Source organism: Actinophytocola sp., assembly GCF_035942955.1.
In the GTDB taxonomy this organism is placed as follows: Bacteria; Actinomycetota; Actinomycetes; order Mycobacteriales; family Pseudonocardiaceae; genus DASYTH01.
This window is the reverse complement of sequence record NZ_DASZCQ010000248.1, coordinates 1-16913: the sequence shown is the minus strand read 5'-3', so window position 1 is coordinate 16913 and position 16913 is coordinate 1. Positions and strand designations below refer to the sequence as shown.

Genomic DNA, 16913 nt, shown 5'->3' with positions numbered 1-16913 from the left:
CGCGGGTTGCGTGCCGCCGTGGTCGCCGGTCCGACCGCTCGGGCGGGCCAGCGTGCCGTGTGGTGTTCGCGGTCCGTGGTCGCCATGGTTGGGCTGGTCGCTGGACCGATCGCTCGGGCAGACCTCCGGCCTGCCGTCGCGACCGGTGGCGAGCACCACCCGGCGGCCCGCCGTCGCTGATCGGAGTTTCGAATGACGCTCAAGCCGCTGTCCCGCAACCACAACTACCAGCTGCTGTGGGGAAGCCAGGCGCTGTCGGAGTTCGGCATCAACGTCACCTCGATCGCCTTCCCGCTGCTGGTGCTCGTGGTCACCGGATCGCCTGGGGCGTCCGGCCTGGTGCTGGGGGCGAGTGCGGCCGCGCACCTGCTCGCCGGGCTGCCGGCGGGCGCCCTTGTGGACCGGTGGAACCGCAAGACGGTCATGCTCGCCTGCGAGGCGGTGCAGGCCGTCACGGTGGGCAGCCTGGTCCTCGCGCTGTGGTGGGACACGGCGACCGTGGCGCACATGGTGGTGGTCGCCGCCGTCCTCGGCGTGTGCGGGTCGATGTTCGAGCCGGCCGAGGAGGCCAGCCTGCCCAACGTCGTTCCGGCCGAACAGCTGCCGACGGCGCTGGCGATGAACTCGGCGCGGTCCTTCCTCGCCCAGCTTTCCGGCACGGCGGCGGGCGGCTTCCTGTTCGCGGTGGGCCGGGTGGTGCCGTTCGTCGTGGAGACGGTGACCCACGCGGTCTCGTTCGTGGCACTGCTGTTCCTGCGGATGCCGCCCCGCCGGGTGCGGTCCACGCCGATGCGTCACCTCGGCCGCGAGATGGCCGAGGGCGTGCGGTGGATGTGGCGGCACCGGCACGTCCGCGCCACCGCCCTGTGCGTCGTCGGCCTCAACCTGTTCTTCGCCGCGTACTACCTCGTGATCATCGTGCTCGCGCAGCAGCGCGGGGTGCCGACCGGCGAGATCGGCATCATGGCGGCGATGTTCGGCGCCGGTGGGCTGCTCGGGGCGGTGGTCGCGCCGCGGTTGATGCGGATCCTCAGCCCGTACGGGTCGATCGTCGGGGTGTGCTGGATCCTGACGGCGCTGACGCCCATCTCGGTGTTCGTCTCCAGCGGCTACCTGATGGGATTGCTGCTGGCCGCCATGGCGTTCCTGGCGCCGACGACGAACACCGCCATCGACACCTACCAGTTGCTGGTCACCCCGGACGAGCTGCGCGGCCGGCTCAGCGGCGTGATGGGCGTGGCCGGCGGGATCGCCGCGGCGGCCGGACCGGCGGCCGGCGGCGCGCTGCTCGAACTGGTGCCGGGCAACCAGGTGATGCTGCTCTGCGCGGGCGGCATCGCGCTGCTCACGCTGTCGATCACGGTCAGCCCGACCATGCGCAGCTTTCCACGAACGCCGCCCGCCGAGGCGGATTCCCCTACCACCGTAATGAGTTCACCGATCGAGAAAGGGACAGCAGATGGATGACGACGCCAGGTACCAGGTACTGATCAACGACGAGGAGCAGTACTCGCTGTGGCTGGTGGACCACGACATCCCGGCCGGCTGGCGCGCCGTCGGCAAGGAGGGCAGCAAGGAGGAGTGCATGGCCTACGTCGACGAGGTGTGGACCGACATGCGCCCGCGTAGCCTGCGCGAGCAGATGGACGCCGCCCCGCAGAACTGAGGCCGCGGCCCGTCGCTACGCCGAACGCCGTAGTGCGAAATGCACGCGTGGCTTGCCGTACCGACATTTCACGTGATCCGATGCTCACCAACTGGCACGGACTCCGAAGGGAAGGGGCGGCATGGCCTCACAACGGCTGGAGTTGGTGGCGCCGAGCGGGCGGCGGGTGAGCGTCGCCCTTCCCTCGGACCGGCCGGTTTCCAGCGTGGCGGCGGGGGTGCGGTTCGCGGGCGGCTCCTACGGCACGGGGTTCCAGATCGGCCCGCGGGGCTATCACGAGTTCGCCTGCACCTACGTGGCCCCGGCGGCCAGCCGCGACCGGTTCCTGATGCACGGGCGGGAAGTCGTTGTGGCCGAGGCGAACGACCAGCGGTCGTCGGTCGCGACACTGATCGGGTCCTATCACGAGCTGATGACCGTGTACGCCGGCCCGGCGCCCGGCCGCGACCGGGTGGCCGCGCTGTTCGCCTCGCTGGAGATCACCGACCGGGTCGGCGGCATGGTCGTGCGGCCGCGGGCGGCGACGCTGATGGACACGATGACCGAGCAGATCGCCGTCGTGGTCCGGGGTCGCGGCACGATGTCGATTCCCGGGCCCCGGCAGGCGCTCGCCCTGGTACCGAAGCACGCGGGGGCTCGGACCCGGTACGGCGAGGTGTGGAAGGCGGCCGTCCCCGGTGCGGAGGGCAGGTACTCCTTCATCCTCGGCTGCCCCGCCGGCCTCGCCGAGGTGCACCTCACCGACCCCGGCGGCCTGGACTGGCTCGCCGAGATCGACGTCGCCTGGCACGACTGAGCGGAGGCGGGGATGTCACCGATCATCGCCTATCACATCCTGGTCTGGGTGGCGATCGTGGTGCTGTTCTGCGCGCTGGCCGCGGTCATGCGGGAGGTCCGGCTGCTGCGCGGGATCGTGCTGCGCGAGGAGAAGGGCTTCGCGTCGGCACGACCCGAGATCACCCTGGGTCCGGGATTCGCCGACGGCCGCACGAGGATCGTGCTCGCCGTGGACTCCGGGTGCCCGCTGTGCGTGGCGGCGACCGAGCGGCTCGGCCGAATTGCGCCGGGCGCGACGGTGCTCACCCACGAGGACGCCTCGGCCTTGGCGGGGCTCGCGACCGGGTTGGACGTGGTGCACGACCGCGATTCCTGGCGGGCGATATCCCACCTGGCGTCGCCGGTGCTGATGAAGGTGGACGGCGCGGGCCGGGTCGAGGAGCTGGTGCTGCCCACCCGAGTGTCCGAAGTGGACGACATGGTGACCGAGTGGAGTGCCGATGTCGCTGACGCTTGACCAGATCCCCGACGCGGACGCATCGATCGATGCCGGCCGGACCGGCGCGCTGACCGAGCTGACCGTGGCCGGCAACCGCAGGACCGTGTTGCGGGCCGCGGCGCTCGGCGCCGTGACCGTCGGCGCGCTGGCGTTGTCGTTGGTGCGCGGCCGGAAGGCCCGTGCCGAGGCGGGGCCGTTCGGCCTGCGGGGGTGGGACCGCACCGACTGCCGGGACGCCTACCCGCTCGGCTACGACGAGCTCGGTGACACCACGGGGGCGTACGTCAACACCTACCCGGCCTGCTTCGGCGGCGCCTGGCGGGGAACCACGTACTGCGATGCCGGCTGGCACAAGAACGGCACCTGGAGCTACGGCACGGTCCAGGCCGACCACGTGCCGATCTCCACCCTCTGCGGCGAGATCACGGCCAGGAACGCCTGGAGGTGGACCACCCCGGACGGGCGCGTCTACCGCTGCTCCGACGGCCTGACCACGTACTGGGGCGGCCCGAACAACGGCCAGACCTTCCTGACCATATGCCGCTCACCCGGCTGAGCTGGCACCCCGTCACCGTGGCGGCCGGGCTCGTCGGCACGGCCGGCGCGGCGGCGGTCGCCGGGCTGCCGCCGGCGCTGTGGCTGACGATGGGCGCCGCGGCGGGCTTCGCCACCAGCGGCTCGACCTGAAGTCGCAACTCGGCCCTTGTGCTGAGCTCGCCGGTCCGGCGGGGTTCCCCACGTCTGGCGTTCGTCGCCGGTCTGCTGGCCGGCGGCACGCTCACGGCCGCGGTGCTGGTCGTCGTCGGCTCGCTGGTGCGTGCCCCGCTGCCGATGCCGGTCCGCTTGGCGGTGGTCGGCGTGGCGCTGATCGCGGTGCTGCTGCGGCGGCTCGGGCTGCTGGCGTTCAGGTTGCCGGAGAGCAGGCGGCTGGTGCCGGAGACGGTGTTCCGGCTCGGCCGGCATCTGGGTCCGCTGCAGTTCGGTCTGGAGATGGGCACGGGAGCGCGCACGTACCTGCCGAGCGGCCTGCCCTACGTCGGCGCCGTCGCGGTGCTCATGGTCGCGCCGCTGCCGCCGGCCCTGTGCGCCGGCGCGGGGTTCGGCCTCGGCCGGGCGCTGATGACGGCGTCCAGCCTGCGGTACGGCGCCGATGACGGCTGGCACCGGGAGTGGCGAGACCATGCGCGCACGCTGGCCGGGCTGACCGGCGCCGCCTTCATGGTCTCGCTCCTGGCTATCCCCTTGTGGTCTGGTATGCCCTGATCACGGTCTGGCTCACGGAGTTGCCGTCGACGTCCCGGGCGCCGACCCGCAGCGACACGAAGCCCGGGGTGGCCGGGTGCCGCAGCACCGCCAGCCCGGTGTCCCCGCCGCTGACCACGGGTGCGACCGTCCATGTGCGACCGTCGTCATAGGACGCTTCGACCCGCAGCGCGGCCAGCCGGACCGCGGGTTGGCCCGGTTGGTGCTGGGCCTTGAGCAGCAACGGGAACGGCCGGCCGGCCGGCGCCCTGCTCTGCGCGTCCACCGCGCCGATCGTCCGCACGACCAGCACCGGCAGCGGGGTGCCGGGATCGACCGTGTCGCGGAACGTCCACTCGACGTCGGCGTGGGTGGCCACGACCGACCACGGCACCGCCCGGTCGGCGCTCACCCGCACGGTGTACGTGCCCGACGCGTCCGGCACGGTGAAGACGCCGACGCCCGGCACCGGGCTCGTGCCGATCTCCGTGCCGTTCCTGAGCAGCGTGGTCGTCCCGGTGAGCCCGGTCGGGGGAAAGGTGACCTGGTTCGGGTCGCTGCCGGACAGCGTCGATACCGCGAACTGCAGCGTCGTGCCGTCCCGGAACACGCCGAAACCGTCCTGCGCCTCGCCGAAGGCGGGGCTGAGCGGCGCCCGGTTCCACCCGGCCCGGTACCCGCCGGGGCGGTAGGACCGGCGGGAGACGTAGGTCTCGGCGTCGGACAGCTCCGCGTCCGTGACGCTGAGCAGGTGCTCCCAGGTGACGTCCGGGTTGGCGGTGTAGAGCTCGATTCGCCCGGCCGGCAACGAGTACTGGTATGCGGTCGCGTAGATGCCCACGCCGGCCGGGATGGGGAACCGGGCGTAGTCGGCCCGCAGGGCGGTACCCGGCGCACCCTGACCGTGGTAGACGGTGTCGACCCTGGCCAGGTCCCGATCCCGCGGGCGGTAAGCGGTGTCGGCCGGAATCCGTCCCCGTTCGAAAAAGGCCAGCTGGTAGACGAAGTCACCCGCCCCGGTCTCCGGTGTCACCGGCCCGAGCGTGGCCCGGAAGCTGAACGCGTAGGTATGGTCGGTGACCTCGCCGGCCGTCGGCACGGCGTACAACCTGGCGTCCTGAGGCGCGACATAGCTCAACGAGGAGCTGCGATCGCCGGATGCCGGCGCCGAGAAGAGGTTCAGCTCGCCGACCTGGAACCGGGCGTTGGCCCGGTCCACCGTCGCGGTCACCGGGCGGCCGGCCCTTGCGTCGAGCGTCACCGTGGCGTCGGCGCCCAGCGTCAGGTTCGGGATGGACAGCATGGTGGCCGAGGAGTCCGGCGCGACGTCGAGGGCGTTGATGTCGTAGCGGCCCTTGGGCAACCGTGCCAGACCGCCGCGGATCCCGTACGCCTGCCCGGTTTCCGCGTTGACCGCCCGCACCACCGACGAGCTGCGCTCCGCGCGACTGATCAGGCGCACGGTCAGGTTGTAGCTCTCCGGCTCGATGAACGCCGACAGCGCCGTCTGCACGGCGACGTCGCCCGCCGTCGCGGTCAGCCGGCCGCCCTGCAGGCCGGTCGCGCCACCGGCCGGGTCGACCGAGACGGCCACCTCCGCCGTGCCGTGCGCGGGCACCACCACCCGGCTCGGTGCGGTGAACACGCCGTCGGCGGCCAGCCGGAGGGTCACGGCGGAGCTTCCGTCGTTGCGGTAGCCGACCGTTCTGGTCACCGGTCCGTTCTGCGGCCAGGCAAGGAATCCGAAGTTGACGCTGCCGCCGGTGGCCGTGACGTTCTGGGTCACCGCGCGGGCGACGTCGACCCGGCCCGCGCCCTGCTCGAACACCCCGGCGGTCGGCCGCGCGGTGCTCATCAGCGCCGGCTTGAGCCGGCCGGCCGGCCAGTCCGGGTGCTGCTGAAGGAGAATCGCCGCGGCGCCGGCCACGTGCGGCGCCGCCATCGACGTGCCGGACAGCGCGGTGTAGTTGGCGTCGACCGGGCTCTGGTCGCCGGCCGGCGTCCCCGGCGCCCTGGCCGACACGATGCTCTCACCGGGGCCGGCGATGTCCGGCTTCACCGCGTGGTCGCCGATCCGTGGTCCCGGGCCGGAGAACGGGCTCGTCGCGTCCTGTGCCGACACGCTGCCGACGGCGAGCGCGGCGTCCGCGACCGCGGGGGAGGACACGGAGTTGGTCGGGTCGGGTAGGTCGATCGAGCGGTCGTTGCTCCCGGCGGCCACGAACAGGGTGCCGAACCGCGCCGTCAGGTTGTTCACCGCCTGGCTCATCGGGTCGGTGCCGTCGGTCGATTCGCCGCCAAGGCTCATGTTGACCACGCGCACCCTGGGCGCGATCCACTCCATGCCCGCGATGACCGCCGACTCCGGGCAGCCGAAGCTCACGCACACCTTGCCGCTGACCAGTTTCGCGTCCGGTGCGACGCCCCGGTACCGGCCGCCCGACGCCGCGCCGGTCCCGGCGATGATCCCGGCGACATGCGTGCCGTGCCCGATGTCGTCGCCGGCATCGGGCCGGGTGCCGGTGAAGTCCCGCGCCTCGACGACCTTGCCGATCAGGTCGGGATGATCCGCCTTGATCCCCGAGTCCAGCACGCCGACCGTCACACCGGCGCCGGTCAGGCCCCGTTGCCACGCGACCGGCGCGCCGATCTGCGGCACGCTGACGTCCAGCCGCGGCGTCGCGACGCCGTCCAGCCACACCTTCGCCACGTCGGGCGATCCGGTCAGCCAGCGCCAGAACTCACCCGCCCGCGCCCCGTCCCGCGCCACCGCGACACCGTTGATGCTCGGCAGCTCGCGAACGGTCGTCGCCGCCGTCGCGGCGGCCGGCCCGGAATGGCGATAGGACACGATCAACGGCAGCTTCGGCCCGGCGTCGGTGTAGCCGTGCCGAACAAGGGCCGACACGTTGAACAACCGTGGGTCGAGCCGTCCCTGCTCCACCAACCCGACGGCATCCGCCGGCACCACCGTCAGCTCACCGTCGATCCGCGACTCGCGGACGAAACCGATATTTTCCCGGCCGGGCGCCGGCTCGATTCCGAACACCGGTTCACCGCCCGGCCTGCCTAACAATCGAACCCGGTCACCGGTGATGAGCGTGACGACCGTACCGCCGGCCGCCACCCCGCCCGCCACCGGCGCCGCCGCCGCCGAACCGCCGAGAACCGGCGTCACGAGCGCCATCACCACCACTGCGGTCTTCAGTTTGAATAGCAAGCGCATGCTCCTCACATCGCTTCCGATCACGGCCCCGCTAACATCGCATCGTTCCCATTTCGCGTAAAGCCAGGTGTCCCGCTCGGCCGCACCGGCCCGCGGTCGAGTTGTCCACGCGTGCAGTCGTTGTTGTCGGTGGTGCACCGGCGGTGGCCCGGCCCGCCGTGGATCCGGCAGGGTTCGTCGGAACCGACGGCAGAGAGGTCCACTGTGGATACCGATCCCACCCGCAACGTGGTGGTGTTCCAGTTCGGCCAGGACGACGAGCGGGCCGCGGCCGACGCGCCGACCATGGACGACGACTGCGTCCGCCAGGCCTGGGCCGCCGTGCAGCGCGAGCGCGGGGCCCGGCCGGAGGACGTGGTGGCGCTGCTGTGCGAATGGGAGCCGTCCATTGTGGACGGCTTGTTCATCGAGCGGATGTTCCCCGCCGCGACCGTCTACTACAGCTTCGAGCGGCCGGACCCGGACGGCTGGGCGGAGGCCTTCGAGGCGGCAAGGCAGACGATGCTGCGCCGGCGCGCCGAGGAGCTGGAGTCCGGCGACGGCGAGCTGCTGCCCGTGCTGTGGAGCGCGTCGTCGCCGTGGGCCGAGCTGCTCGAGGCGATGCCGCACCGGACGGTGGTCGCCGGCCGCGTGTACGTGGCGCTTGCGTCGGTGGCCTTCACCCCGCGCGGAACCGTGGGGATGAGCCACCTGACCCACCACCGGCACCGGGAGCTGGGCGACGTGCCGTTCGGCGAGCTGCTGGCGCAGGCGGGAACCACGCTGGTCACCGGGCTGCGCATCGACGGGCAGAGCAGCGCCGAGGGTGAGCTGCTGTGCTTGCACCGGGACGGCACACCGGTCGCCTCCGCCGTCACGCTGCCCGACTTCCACGAGCGGATGTGCGCGCTGGTCGGCGGGCCGCGGCTGATCGTCGGCCTGCCCTGCCCGCAGGAGCTGCTCGTGGCCGACGCCGACTCGAGCCTGGCCGGCGAGGTGCGGGACGCGGTGCTGTCGTCCGGCTACGCCGACTCCGAGCTGGTCCCGTCCGTGCTGCTGGTCGAGCCCGGCGGGATCCGTCTGGTCGCCGAACGGCAGGCGGGTCGCGGGAGGTGAGGACGGTCGTAGGGCGGGCATAGGCTCGGGCCATGCCCGTCCCGGCGTGGATCCTGCACGTGGATCTGGACCAGTTCCTGGCCGCGGTGGAGCTGCGCCGCCGCCCCGAGCTGCGCGGCCGGCCGCTGGTGGTCGGCGGCTCCGGCGACCCCACCCAGCGCCGGCAGGTCGTGCAATGCGCCTCGTACGAGGCCCGCGAGCACGGGGTGCGCGCGGGCCTGCCGCTGACCGTGGCCGCCCGGCGGTGCCCGGACGCGGTGTTCCTGCCGGCCGACGCGGCGGCCTACGAGGCGGCGTCCGCGGAGGTGATGGCCATCCTGCGGGCGATGCCGGTACAGGTGGAAAGCTGGGGTTGGGACGAGGCGTTCGTCGGCGCCCGCACCACCGACCCGGAGGCGCTGGCCCGCCGAGTGCGCCGGGCCGTGGCCGACGAGACCGGGCTGAGCTGCTCGATCGGCATCGGGGACACCCGGCAGCGGGCCAAGCTGGCCACCGGCTTCGCCAAGCCCGCCGGGATCTTCCGGCTGGACGAGGGCAACTGGATGGCCGTGATGGCGCCGCGCCCCACAGAGGCGTTGTGGGGCATCGGATCCCGCACCGCCCGCGCGCTGGCCGAGCTGGGCCTGCGCACCGTCGCCGACCTGGCCGCCGCCGACCCGGAGTGGCTCGCCGCGCGGTTCGGCCCGACCATCGGACCCCGGCTGCGCGACCTGGCCCTCGGCGGCGGCGCGGCCGACACCGAGCTGGTGACCACCCCACGCGAGCCCAAGTCCCGCGGCCGCCAGGCCACCTTCCCCAGCGACCTCACCGACCCCACCGAGATCCGGACCCGCCTCACCGCCCTGGCCGAGGAGATCGCCGACGAGGTCCTGACCGCCGGCCACACCGTCACCCGGGTCGCCGTGACCGTCCGAACCGCCACCTTCTGGACCAGAACCCGCAGCACCACCCTGCCCGCCCCCACCCGCAACCCCACCGACATCATCCACGCCGCCGGCACCGTCCTGGACCGCTTCACCCTCACCCGCCCGGTCCGCCTACTCGGCGTCCGCGTCGACCTCCGAGCGCACTCCGCGGAAAACAGCGGACAATCGGCATGACCCGCCGATTCGGAAATCCCGGGAAAGACCGTGCTGCGCCCGTGCGTGTTCAGCCACCTCGCGTGCCGCGGTCTTGTCCGATTGGGCCGGTTAGCCGGCGGGTTGGCTGAGCCGGAGCCAGCGGCAGCCGTAGGGGCCGAGGCGCAGTGACACGGTTCCGTTGTCGGGCACGGTGGTGTGCTCGTCGTGCAGGAGGTCGGTGAGGACGGAGCCGGGGTCGAGGGACAGGCGTGGCTCGGCGTCGGAGTCGGCGAGGTTGTGCAGCGCGATGACCGTGCCGTCGATGTCGCAGCGGTGGGCGAGCACGGAGGGTACGCCGGTGTCGAGCACGGTGTAGCGGCCCCAGGCTAGCTCGGGGCACTCACGGTAGCGCTCGATGAGGCGCCGGATCCACGACAGTAGCGAGTCCGGGTCGCGTTCCTGCGCCGAAACGTTGACCTGCTTCGGTCCATAGTGGCCGTTCGGGATGGGGCCGGGCAGCTGCCGCGGGTCGGCGGTGGAGAAGCCGCCGTTGCGGATGGGCGCCCACTGCATCGGGGTGCGGACGGCGAGCCGGCCCTCGGCGCGGAGATCCTCGGCCATGCCGATCTCCTCGCCGTAGAACAGCACCGGGGTGCCGGGCAGCGAGTACAGCAGGCTGTACACCAGCCGGATCCGCCGCGGGTCGCCGCCGAACATGGTCGGCACCCGGCGGCGCAGGCCGCGGCCGTACAGTTGCATCTCCGGCGCCGGGCCGAAGGCGTCGAACACCTCCTTGCGTTCGGATTCGGTGAGCTTGTCCAGGGTCAGCTCGTCGTGGTTGCGCACGAACGTCCCCCAGTGCCCGTCGCGCGGCGGTTGCGGCCGCTCGCGCAGCGCGGCGGCCAGCGGGCCGGCGTCGGACCGGGCAAGGGCAAGGTACATCCTCTGCATGCCGACGAAATCGAAGCACATGGTCAGCTCGTCGCCGACGCCTTCGGCGTTGCCGAAGAAGCGCATCGTGTCCGGATAGGGCAGGTTGACCTCGCCGAGCAGCACGGCGTCGCCGCACCGGCGGGACAGGAACGCCCGCAGGTCGGCCAGGTAGTCGTGCGGGTCGGGCAGCAGCTCGGCGTCGGGGCTGCCCTGCGTCTCCAGCAGGAACGGCACCCCGTCGACCCGGAAGCCGGACAGCCCCAGCTCCAGCCAGAATCCCATGACCCTGGCGATCTCGTCGCGCACCGCGGGATTGGCCACGTTGAGGTCGGGCTGGTGCTTGTAGAACCGGTGCAGGTAGTACTGGCCGGCCCGCTCGTCGTAGGTCCAGATGCTCTTCTCCTTGTCCGGGAAGACGATTCCCTTGTCCGCGCCGGGCGGCGGCTCGTCCTGCCAGACGTACCAGTCCCGGTACGGCGACTCCCGGCTGCTGCGCGCGCTCTGGAACCACGGGTGCCGGTCCGACGTGTGGTTCACCACCAGGTCGGCGATCACCCGGATGCCACGGTCGCGCGCCGTGCGCAGGAACTCCACGAAGTCGCCGAGCGTGCCGAGCCGAGGGTCCACCCCGTAGAAGTCGGTGATGTCGTACCCGTCGTCGCGGTCGGGCGAGGGGTAGAACGGCATGAGCCACAGGCAGGTCACGCCCAGCCGATCCAGGTAGTCGATGCGCTGGGCCAGCCCGCGGAAGTCCCCGTGGCCGTCTCCGTTGGAGTCGCTGAACGTCTCCACGTCCAGGCAGTACACGACCGCGGTCTTCCACCACAGGTCGGCGGTCCTGGTCAGCTCCACGACGCCACCCCCATCAACCGGGGGAGCACGGCCTCGCCGAACACCGTGAGGAACGCCTCCTGGTGCGCACCGACGTGGTGCAGGTAGATCTCGTCGAAGCCGAGCTCGGCGTAGGACCGCAGCCATTCGGCGTGCCGGCCGAGATCGGCCGACACGTTGACCACCCTGGCCACGTCGTCCGGGGTGACGAAGCGGGCGGCGCCGTCGAAATGCTCTGGCAGCTCGAGATCCCAGCACACCGGCGGCGCGAACACGTTGCTGCGCCACTGCTCGTGCGCGACGTGCCGGGCGGTGTCGTCGTCCGCGGCCCAGCACAGGTGCACCTGCAGCGCCAGGCGGCCCCGGCCGCCCGCCTCCCGGTAGGCGTCGATCATCCGGCGGAGGTGGTCGGCGGGCGCGTTGACCGTGATCAGCCCGTCGGCCCACTCCGCGCACCAGCGGGCGGTTTCGACGCTGACCGCGGCGCCGATCAGCGGCGGCGGTTCGTCGGGTCGCGTCCAGAGCCGGGCCCGGTCCACGGTCACCAGCCCGTCGTGGCTGACCTCCTCGCCGGCCAGCAGCGCCCGGATCACGTCGACGCACTCGCGCAGCCGCGCGTTGCGCAGCTCCTTGCGCGGCCAGCGATCCCCGGTGATGTGCTCGTTGCTGGCCTCACCGGTGCCCAGCGCCACCCAGAACCGGTCCGGGAACATCGCCGACAACGTCGCGATCGCCTGGGCGATCACCGCAGGGTGGTACCGCTGACCCGGCGCGTTCACCACCCCGAACGGCAGCCCGGTCGCCTGCAGCGCCGCGCCCAGCCACGACCACGCGAACCCCGACTGCCCCTGCCGCGCGCTCCACGGCGAGAAGTGGTCCGAGCACATCCCCGCCGCGAACCCGGCCTGCTCGGCCAGGACGACGGCATCGAGCAACTCGCGCGGATGCACCTGCTCGTGCGATGCATGGAAGCCGTAGACGGTCATGCCCAGGCAGTACCCAGGCTGGCCCGTTCGATGCCTCAGCGCGCGTTCCGAAACTGCGCTGGGGTCGCCAATCTTTGGCGAGGGCGGCCGCCCCACGACGACCAGGGCAGGGCGAGGAACGAGCCCTGCCCGCAGACGTCGTCAGCCGACCACCCACGCCACCCCACCACCCACACCGGCCCGCAACCGTCCCGCCAACCCGACCCGAGGCCGCTCGCCGAAGGCGACAGGGCGGCCTTGCCCGAGCTAGAAAACACAGCCCGAGCTATCAGATACAGAAGATCCCCTGCCCGGGGGTGAGGACGTTGCGGGGGTCGAACCGGGACTTGGCCCTGGCGAACCGGGGGTAGGCGGCGCCGAGGTGCGCCCGCCAGTCCGCCGGGCTCATGGGAAGGGCGCTGACCGGGTACAGGGTGCCGCCGGCCGCGCGGGCACGGTCGTAGAGGGCGCGGTTGGCCCGCAGGAGGCGCTGCACGACGGCGTCGTCGGGTGGGCTGACCATGCGCAGGATGGCGAACAGGAACACCACGGCGCTGTCCGGCACGACGACGAACGGCCGGGTGAGCCGGGCGCGCGGTACGGGATAGAGCAGGATCGGGCCGCCGCCGGTGTCGGCCGGGGTGAGCCCGTCAAGCGCGCCGGCCACCAGCGCGTCGGTGGCCGGTCCTGGCAGGAACAGGTTGATCCACGGGTTGGGCAGCCGCAGCTGCCTGAGCTGGTCGACGATCGCGGTGATCCGGTCCAGCCAGCCGAAGTAGGGCAGCTCGGCGATCTCGGTGGCGGCCGGGTTCATCCCGGCGAGCACCTCGTCGTCGCGCGGCACCGCCGGCGGGGTGAAGAACACCGCGCCCTCGAGCAGGAAGCCCCAGCCGCCGCCCTCGATCGGGACGACCTGCCCCTCCAGGTAGTCGAAGCGGCCGTCGGCCAGCGCGATCCGTTGCGCGGCCGTCAAAGCCGCTACGGTGGGGTAGGACAGCCGGTAGACCCGCGCGGTGGTCTCGGCCGGCGCCAACCTGATCGTGGCCCGGACGATGATCGCGAACTGGCCGAGCCCGCCGAGCACGGCGCGGAACAGCTCGGCGTCGTCCCGCTCCGAGCAGCGCACCAGCCGCCCGTCGCCGGTGACGACCTCCAGCTCCCGCACGTTGTCCACCTGCAGGCCGTGGTGCGAGCTGGCGCCGCCGATCCCGCCGACGGACAGCGTTCCACCGACGGACAGTCCGATGTAGTCGGTGCTGACCGGCGGGGTCAGGCCGCGCGCGAGGGCGGCCCGGATCAGGTCCACCCAGCGCACCCCGGCGTCGACGACGGCGCCGGCCGCCGACACGGCGTGGATCGTCGCCAGCGTCCGCGAGTCGATCACCACGCCGGCCAGCACCTGCGCCTGGCCGAACACCGAGTGCCCCTGCCCGCGCATCGCGACCTTGATGCCGTGCCGGTTGGCGAACCGCACCATCGCGAGGATGTCGCGCACCGAGCCCGGCCGCAGCACCGCGATCGGTCGGCGGTGCACGATCTGGCCGTAGTCCTCGGCCGCCTCGGCCAGGGCCTCGGGATCGACGACCAGCTCGCCGTCCAGCCCGGGGACCTCGATGCCGTCCGCGGCGTCCGCCTCGGTGATCCACCCCAGCCCAACAGGGTCGAAGGCGACCACCGTTGCCGCGGCGGCGCCCGTCAGGAATGCCCGCCGGCCGAACCCGGCGCTACGTAAGGCCATGGCAGGACCTTAACCCACGACTACAGTGCGGGAGGTGGACCTCAGGAGCGTGGCCACCTGGGTGGGTCTCGAGCCGACGCGCGAGCGGTTGATCAGGCTGAACCGGGCGACGCCGTACATCACGGCGGTGGCGCGGGCCATCGCGGAGGTCGAGGGCATCCGGGACGACGAGGTGCCGGACGCCCGGCCGAGCGAGATCCCGGTGCGCTACGAGGCATTCGGCGAGCCGCCCGGCGCGACCCGGCCGTGCGAGCTGGGTGTGCTCGAGGCGGCGCTGGCGATCCGGCGCGGCGAGCTGTCACCGAAGGAGCTGCTGGAGTCCTGCCTGGCCATGATCGAACGCACCGAGCCGGTGGTCCATGCGTTCGTCCGGTTGACCGATGACGCGGCGCGCCGGCAGGTGGCGTGGGCGGGCAGCGGGCAGCCCACCGGTGTGCTGCACGGGATCCCGTTCGCGGTCAAGGACCTGCTTGACACCAGGGACGTGCCGACCGAGCGCGGCAGCACCGTGTTCGCCGGCCGCCTGCCGCGCTGGGACGCCACCGTGGTCAACCGGATCCGGGCCGCGGGGGGCATCCTGGTCGGCAAGACGGCCACCCACGAGATCGCCTGCGGCGTGTCCACGCCGCATTCGCGCAATCCCTGGGATCCCACCAGGATGACCTCGGGCTCGTCCGGCGGATCGGCCGCGGCGCTGGCCGCGCGGCAGGTGCCGATGGCGCTGGGCAGCGACACCGGCGGATCGCTGCGGCTGCCGTCGGCGTTCTGCGGGACCACGGCGATCCGGCCGACGTTCGGGCTGGTGCCGTGCGCCGGCGCGATGGCGCTGGCGCCGTCGTTCGATGTGGTCGGACCGATGGCGCGCAGCGCGCAGGACTGCCTGTTGCTGCTGCGGGTGCTCACCCACCGGGCGCCGGCGGAGCCGGAGACGGTGGCCGTTGGTCCGCGCAGGGTGCGGATCGGTGTCGCGGACGTGTGCACGCCCGACCAGGTGGCCGTGGCGAACGCCCTCGACGAGCTCGGGGCGCAGGTGGACCACGTCACGTTGCCCTCGTTGGAGATCACGCAGGCGGCCGGCGCGTTGCTGGTCTTTGCCGAGGCCTCCGCCCAGTTCCGCGGGCACGTCCGGCGCGAGGAGCCGTTCGCCGAGGACATCACGGCGCTGCTGGAGGCGGGCCTTACCGTGCCGGTCGCGGATTTCCTGCACGCGCAACGGGTTCGCGCGGCGATCCGGCGGGACTACGCCGAGCTGTTCGGCCGGGTGGACGTGATCCTGTTGCCCACCAGCCCGATCAGCGATCTGCCGCACGGGATCTCCGAGCACGACGGCGTTCCGCTGATCCCGCTGCTCACCCCGTTCACATTCCCGGCCAGCCTCACCGGGCTGCCGGCTATCGCCTTTCCCTGCGGCTTCACCGCATCCGGACTTCCGGTCGGCGCGCAGCTGATGGGCCCCGCGGGCACCGAGCCGCTGCTCGCCGCCGTCGCCGACGCCTACCAGCAGGTGACCGACTGGCACACCCGTGTCCCGCCGGTATCCCTAGGGGATTAGTACACCGATCCGCCCAACGGCGTAGGCCGAATGCCGAGCCGCTTACGCGGATCGCTGGAGTGACCGGATCTCCGCCGGGCCGGACGATCGAGACGTCGTGCCGTGCACGGCTGTGTGCGGAGCGTGTACCCGCTCCGCTCCTACCCTGCTAACCGAAGAGGTGGAACGTTGAGGAGAATCCTGCAACTCCTCGCGGCCGCGGCGCTGGTGATCCCGGCGGTGTCCGCATCTGCGATAGTCCTTCCGTCCCAACAATCCGGCGCGGCGGCGCCGATCGCGCAGTCCGGCGAGGAGGTCGGCACCGAGGAGTCGGTGTTCGCCCTTGTGTCCCACGCCAGGAGCACCACGATCAGCCGGCCGGGCGCCTGGTACGTCAAGGTGCACCTGGCCGGGCTGAAGCTCCGGCCCGGCACCGAGATCAGCGTGTCCAATGTGGATGGAACCGAGGCCTACCGGTACACCGCCACCGGCGGCCTGACCGCGACCCCGGACGCCACCGGGTTCTGGGCCATGTCGATCACCGGTGACACCGCCGTGGTGACCGTGCACGGCCGCGGCGCGGCGAAGATCGACAAGATCGCGCGCGGGTTCACGCCGGCGGAGTTCGCCGCCCGCCCGCAGCCGATGAGCGTGTGCGGCACCAACGACTGGCGCGACGTCGTCTGCTTCCAGTCCAGCAACCCCACCGAGTACGGCCGGACCCGGCCGGTGGCCAGGCTGCTGCGCAACGGCAGCTCGCTGTGCACCGGCTGGCGGGTCGGCCCGAACAACCGGATGCTGACCAACAACCACTGCTTCACCTCGCCCACCGGGATCGAGGTGTGGTTCAACTACGACTGCACCACGTGCGGCGGAACCGTGGCCGCGGCGACCACCAAGGTGCTGGCCTCCCAGGTGCTGCGGACCAACGCCGCGCTGGACTACACCCTGTTCACCGTCAACAACTTCAGCGCGATCTCCGGGTTCGGCTTCATCGAGCTGGACACCCGGCGGCCGGCCGTCGGCGAGCAGATGTACATCGTCCAGCACCCCGGCGGGCAGCTGAAGAAGCTCGGCCTGCGTGACTCCTCGACGTCGACCGGGAACTGCCAGGTGCGGGCGGTCGGCGTGAACGGCAGCTCGGCCGGCGCGGACATCTCGTACATGTGCGACACCGCGGGCGGCTCGTCCGGCTCGGTGGTGCTGTCCCGCACCACGCACCGGGCGATCGCCCTGCACCACTTCGGCGGCTGCCCCAACCAGGGCGTGCGCATCGAGCTGATCGAACCTCAGATCCGCTCGCTGCTCTGAGGACGTGTCTGATGGATCTGGGTCGCGACCCAGATCCA

General features: G+C 72.2%; 15 protein-coding genes. 11 read left to right on the top strand and 4 right to left on the bottom strand.

The window, feature by feature from the left end; translation table 11 throughout:
* The first annotated feature begins 192 nt into the window (after window positions 1-192).
* The 7 genes from VGX25_RS25770 (at window position 193) to VGX25_RS25740 (ending at window position 4205) form a co-directional block, all read left to right on the top strand.
* A complete protein-coding gene (locus tag VGX25_RS25770; protein WP_326920487.1) occupies window positions 193-1467 on the top strand; it encodes an MFS transporter in 1275 nt (424 codons plus the stop codon).
* A complete protein-coding gene (locus tag VGX25_RS25765; protein ID WP_326920486.1) occupies window positions 1460-1666 on the top strand; it encodes an MbtH family protein in 207 nt (68 codons plus the stop codon). Before VGX25_RS25770 ends, VGX25_RS25765 begins: the two co-directional genes overlap by 8 nt.
* Before the next feature lie 121 nt (window positions 1667-1787).
* On the top strand, window positions 1788-2462 hold the full coding sequence (locus VGX25_RS25760) for a hypothetical protein (RefSeq protein WP_326920485.1): 675 nt from the start codon (window positions 1788-1790) through the stop codon (window positions 2460-2462).
* A gap of 12 nt (window positions 2463-2474) precedes the next feature.
* Window positions 2475-2960, top strand: coding sequence for a hypothetical protein (locus VGX25_RS25755; protein ID WP_326920484.1), 486 nt, complete (start codon window positions 2475-2477; stop codon window positions 2958-2960).
* Window positions 2944-3498: a hypothetical protein gene (locus VGX25_RS25750; protein WP_326920483.1), complete on the top strand. Its 555-nt coding sequence runs from the start codon at window positions 2944-2946 to the stop codon at window positions 3496-3498. The genes VGX25_RS25755 and VGX25_RS25750 overlap by 17 nt, the downstream gene beginning before the upstream one ends.
* Window positions 3480-3629 (top strand): hypothetical protein, encoded by a 150-nt coding sequence (locus VGX25_RS25745; protein WP_326920482.1) that lies wholly within the window; start codon window positions 3480-3482, stop codon window positions 3627-3629. The genes VGX25_RS25750 and VGX25_RS25745 overlap by 19 nt, the downstream gene beginning before the upstream one ends.
* A gap of 18 nt (window positions 3630-3647) precedes the next feature.
* Window positions 3648-4205, top strand: a complete 558-nt coding sequence (locus VGX25_RS25740; RefSeq protein ID WP_326920481.1) for a hypothetical protein — start codon at window positions 3648-3650, stop codon at window positions 4203-4205.
* Here VGX25_RS25740 and VGX25_RS25735 read toward each other — a convergent pair.
* Window positions 4177-7404, bottom strand: coding sequence for a S8 family serine peptidase (locus VGX25_RS25735; protein WP_326920480.1), 3228 nt, complete (start codon window positions 7402-7404; stop codon window positions 4177-4179). The genes VGX25_RS25740 and VGX25_RS25735 overlap by 29 nt on opposite strands.
* A gap of 210 nt (window positions 7405-7614) precedes the next feature.
* Here VGX25_RS25735 and VGX25_RS25730 point away from each other — a divergent pair, with 210 nt between their 5' ends.
* Both VGX25_RS25730 and VGX25_RS25725 read left to right on the top strand, forming a co-directional pair.
* The gene (locus VGX25_RS25730) at window positions 7615-8505 is read left to right on the top strand and encodes a hypothetical protein (RefSeq protein WP_326920479.1); all 891 of its coding nucleotides are present in this window, start codon (window positions 7615-7617) and stop codon (window positions 8503-8505) included.
* A 32-nt stretch (window positions 8506-8537) separates the two neighbouring features.
* On the top strand, window positions 8538-9605 hold the full coding sequence (locus VGX25_RS25725; protein WP_326920478.1) for a DNA polymerase IV: 1068 nt from the start codon (window positions 8538-8540) through the stop codon (window positions 9603-9605).
* A gap of 90 nt (window positions 9606-9695) precedes the next feature.
* Here VGX25_RS25725 and VGX25_RS25720 read toward each other — a convergent pair whose 3' ends face one another.
* The 3 genes from VGX25_RS25720 to VGX25_RS25710 form a co-directional block, all read right to left on the bottom strand.
* On the bottom strand, window positions 9696-11351 hold the full coding sequence (locus tag VGX25_RS25720) for an alpha-amylase family protein (RefSeq protein ID WP_326920477.1): 1656 nt from the start codon (window positions 11349-11351) through the stop codon (window positions 9696-9698).
* Window positions 11342-12316, bottom strand: coding sequence for a TIGR03885 family FMN-dependent LLM class oxidoreductase (locus VGX25_RS25715; protein WP_326920476.1), 975 nt, complete (start codon window positions 12314-12316; stop codon window positions 11342-11344). Before VGX25_RS25715 ends, VGX25_RS25720 begins: the two co-directional genes overlap by 10 nt.
* Before the next feature lie 268 nt (window positions 12317-12584).
* Window positions 12585-14033, bottom strand: a complete 1449-nt coding sequence (locus VGX25_RS25710) for an FAD-binding protein (RefSeq protein ID WP_326920475.1) — start codon at window positions 14031-14033, stop codon at window positions 12585-12587.
* Between the two features lie 34 nt (window positions 14034-14067).
* On the opposite strand from VGX25_RS25710, the gene VGX25_RS25705 reads away from it, so the two are divergent.
* Window positions 14068-15585, top strand: a complete 1518-nt coding sequence (locus VGX25_RS25705) for an amidase (RefSeq protein WP_326920474.1) — start codon at window positions 14068-14070, stop codon at window positions 15583-15585.
* Between the two features lie 168 nt (window positions 15586-15753).
* A complete protein-coding gene (locus VGX25_RS25700; RefSeq protein WP_326920473.1) occupies window positions 15754-16875 on the top strand; it encodes a serine protease in 1122 nt (373 codons plus the stop codon).
* The last annotated feature ends 38 nt before the right edge of the window (window positions 16876-16913 follow it).

Bases quoted from the DNA above. Each gene is read 5' to 3' on its own strand.
- VGX25_RS25770 (WP_326920487.1), top strand. From the start codon at position 193: ATGACGCTCAAGCCGCTGTCCCGCAACCACAACTACCAGCTGCTGTGG.
- VGX25_RS25765 (WP_326920486.1), top strand. From the start codon at position 1,460: ATGGATGACGACGCCAGGTACCAGGTACTGATCAACGACGAGGAGCAG.
- VGX25_RS25760 (WP_326920485.1), top strand. From the start codon at position 1,788: ATGGCCTCACAACGGCTGGAGTTGGTGGCGCCGAGCGGGCGGCGGGTG.
- VGX25_RS25755 (WP_326920484.1), top strand. From the start codon at position 2,475: ATGTCACCGATCATCGCCTATCACATCCTGGTCTGGGTGGCGATCGTG.
- VGX25_RS25750 (WP_326920483.1), top strand. From the start codon at position 2,944: ATGTCGCTGACGCTTGACCAGATCCCCGACGCGGACGCATCGATCGAT.
- VGX25_RS25745 (WP_326920482.1), top strand. From the start codon at position 3,480: ATGCCGCTCACCCGGCTGAGCTGGCACCCCGTCACCGTGGCGGCCGGG.
- VGX25_RS25725 (WP_326920478.1), top strand. From the start codon at position 8,538: ATGCCCGTCCCGGCGTGGATCCTGCACGTGGATCTGGACCAGTTCCTG.
- VGX25_RS25715 (WP_326920476.1), bottom strand. From the start codon at position 12,316: ATGACCGTCTACGGCTTCCATGCATCGCACGAGCAGGTGCATCCGCGC.
- VGX25_RS25710 (WP_326920475.1), bottom strand. From the start codon at position 14,033: ATGGCCTTACGTAGCGCCGGGTTCGGCCGGCGGGCATTCCTGACGGGC.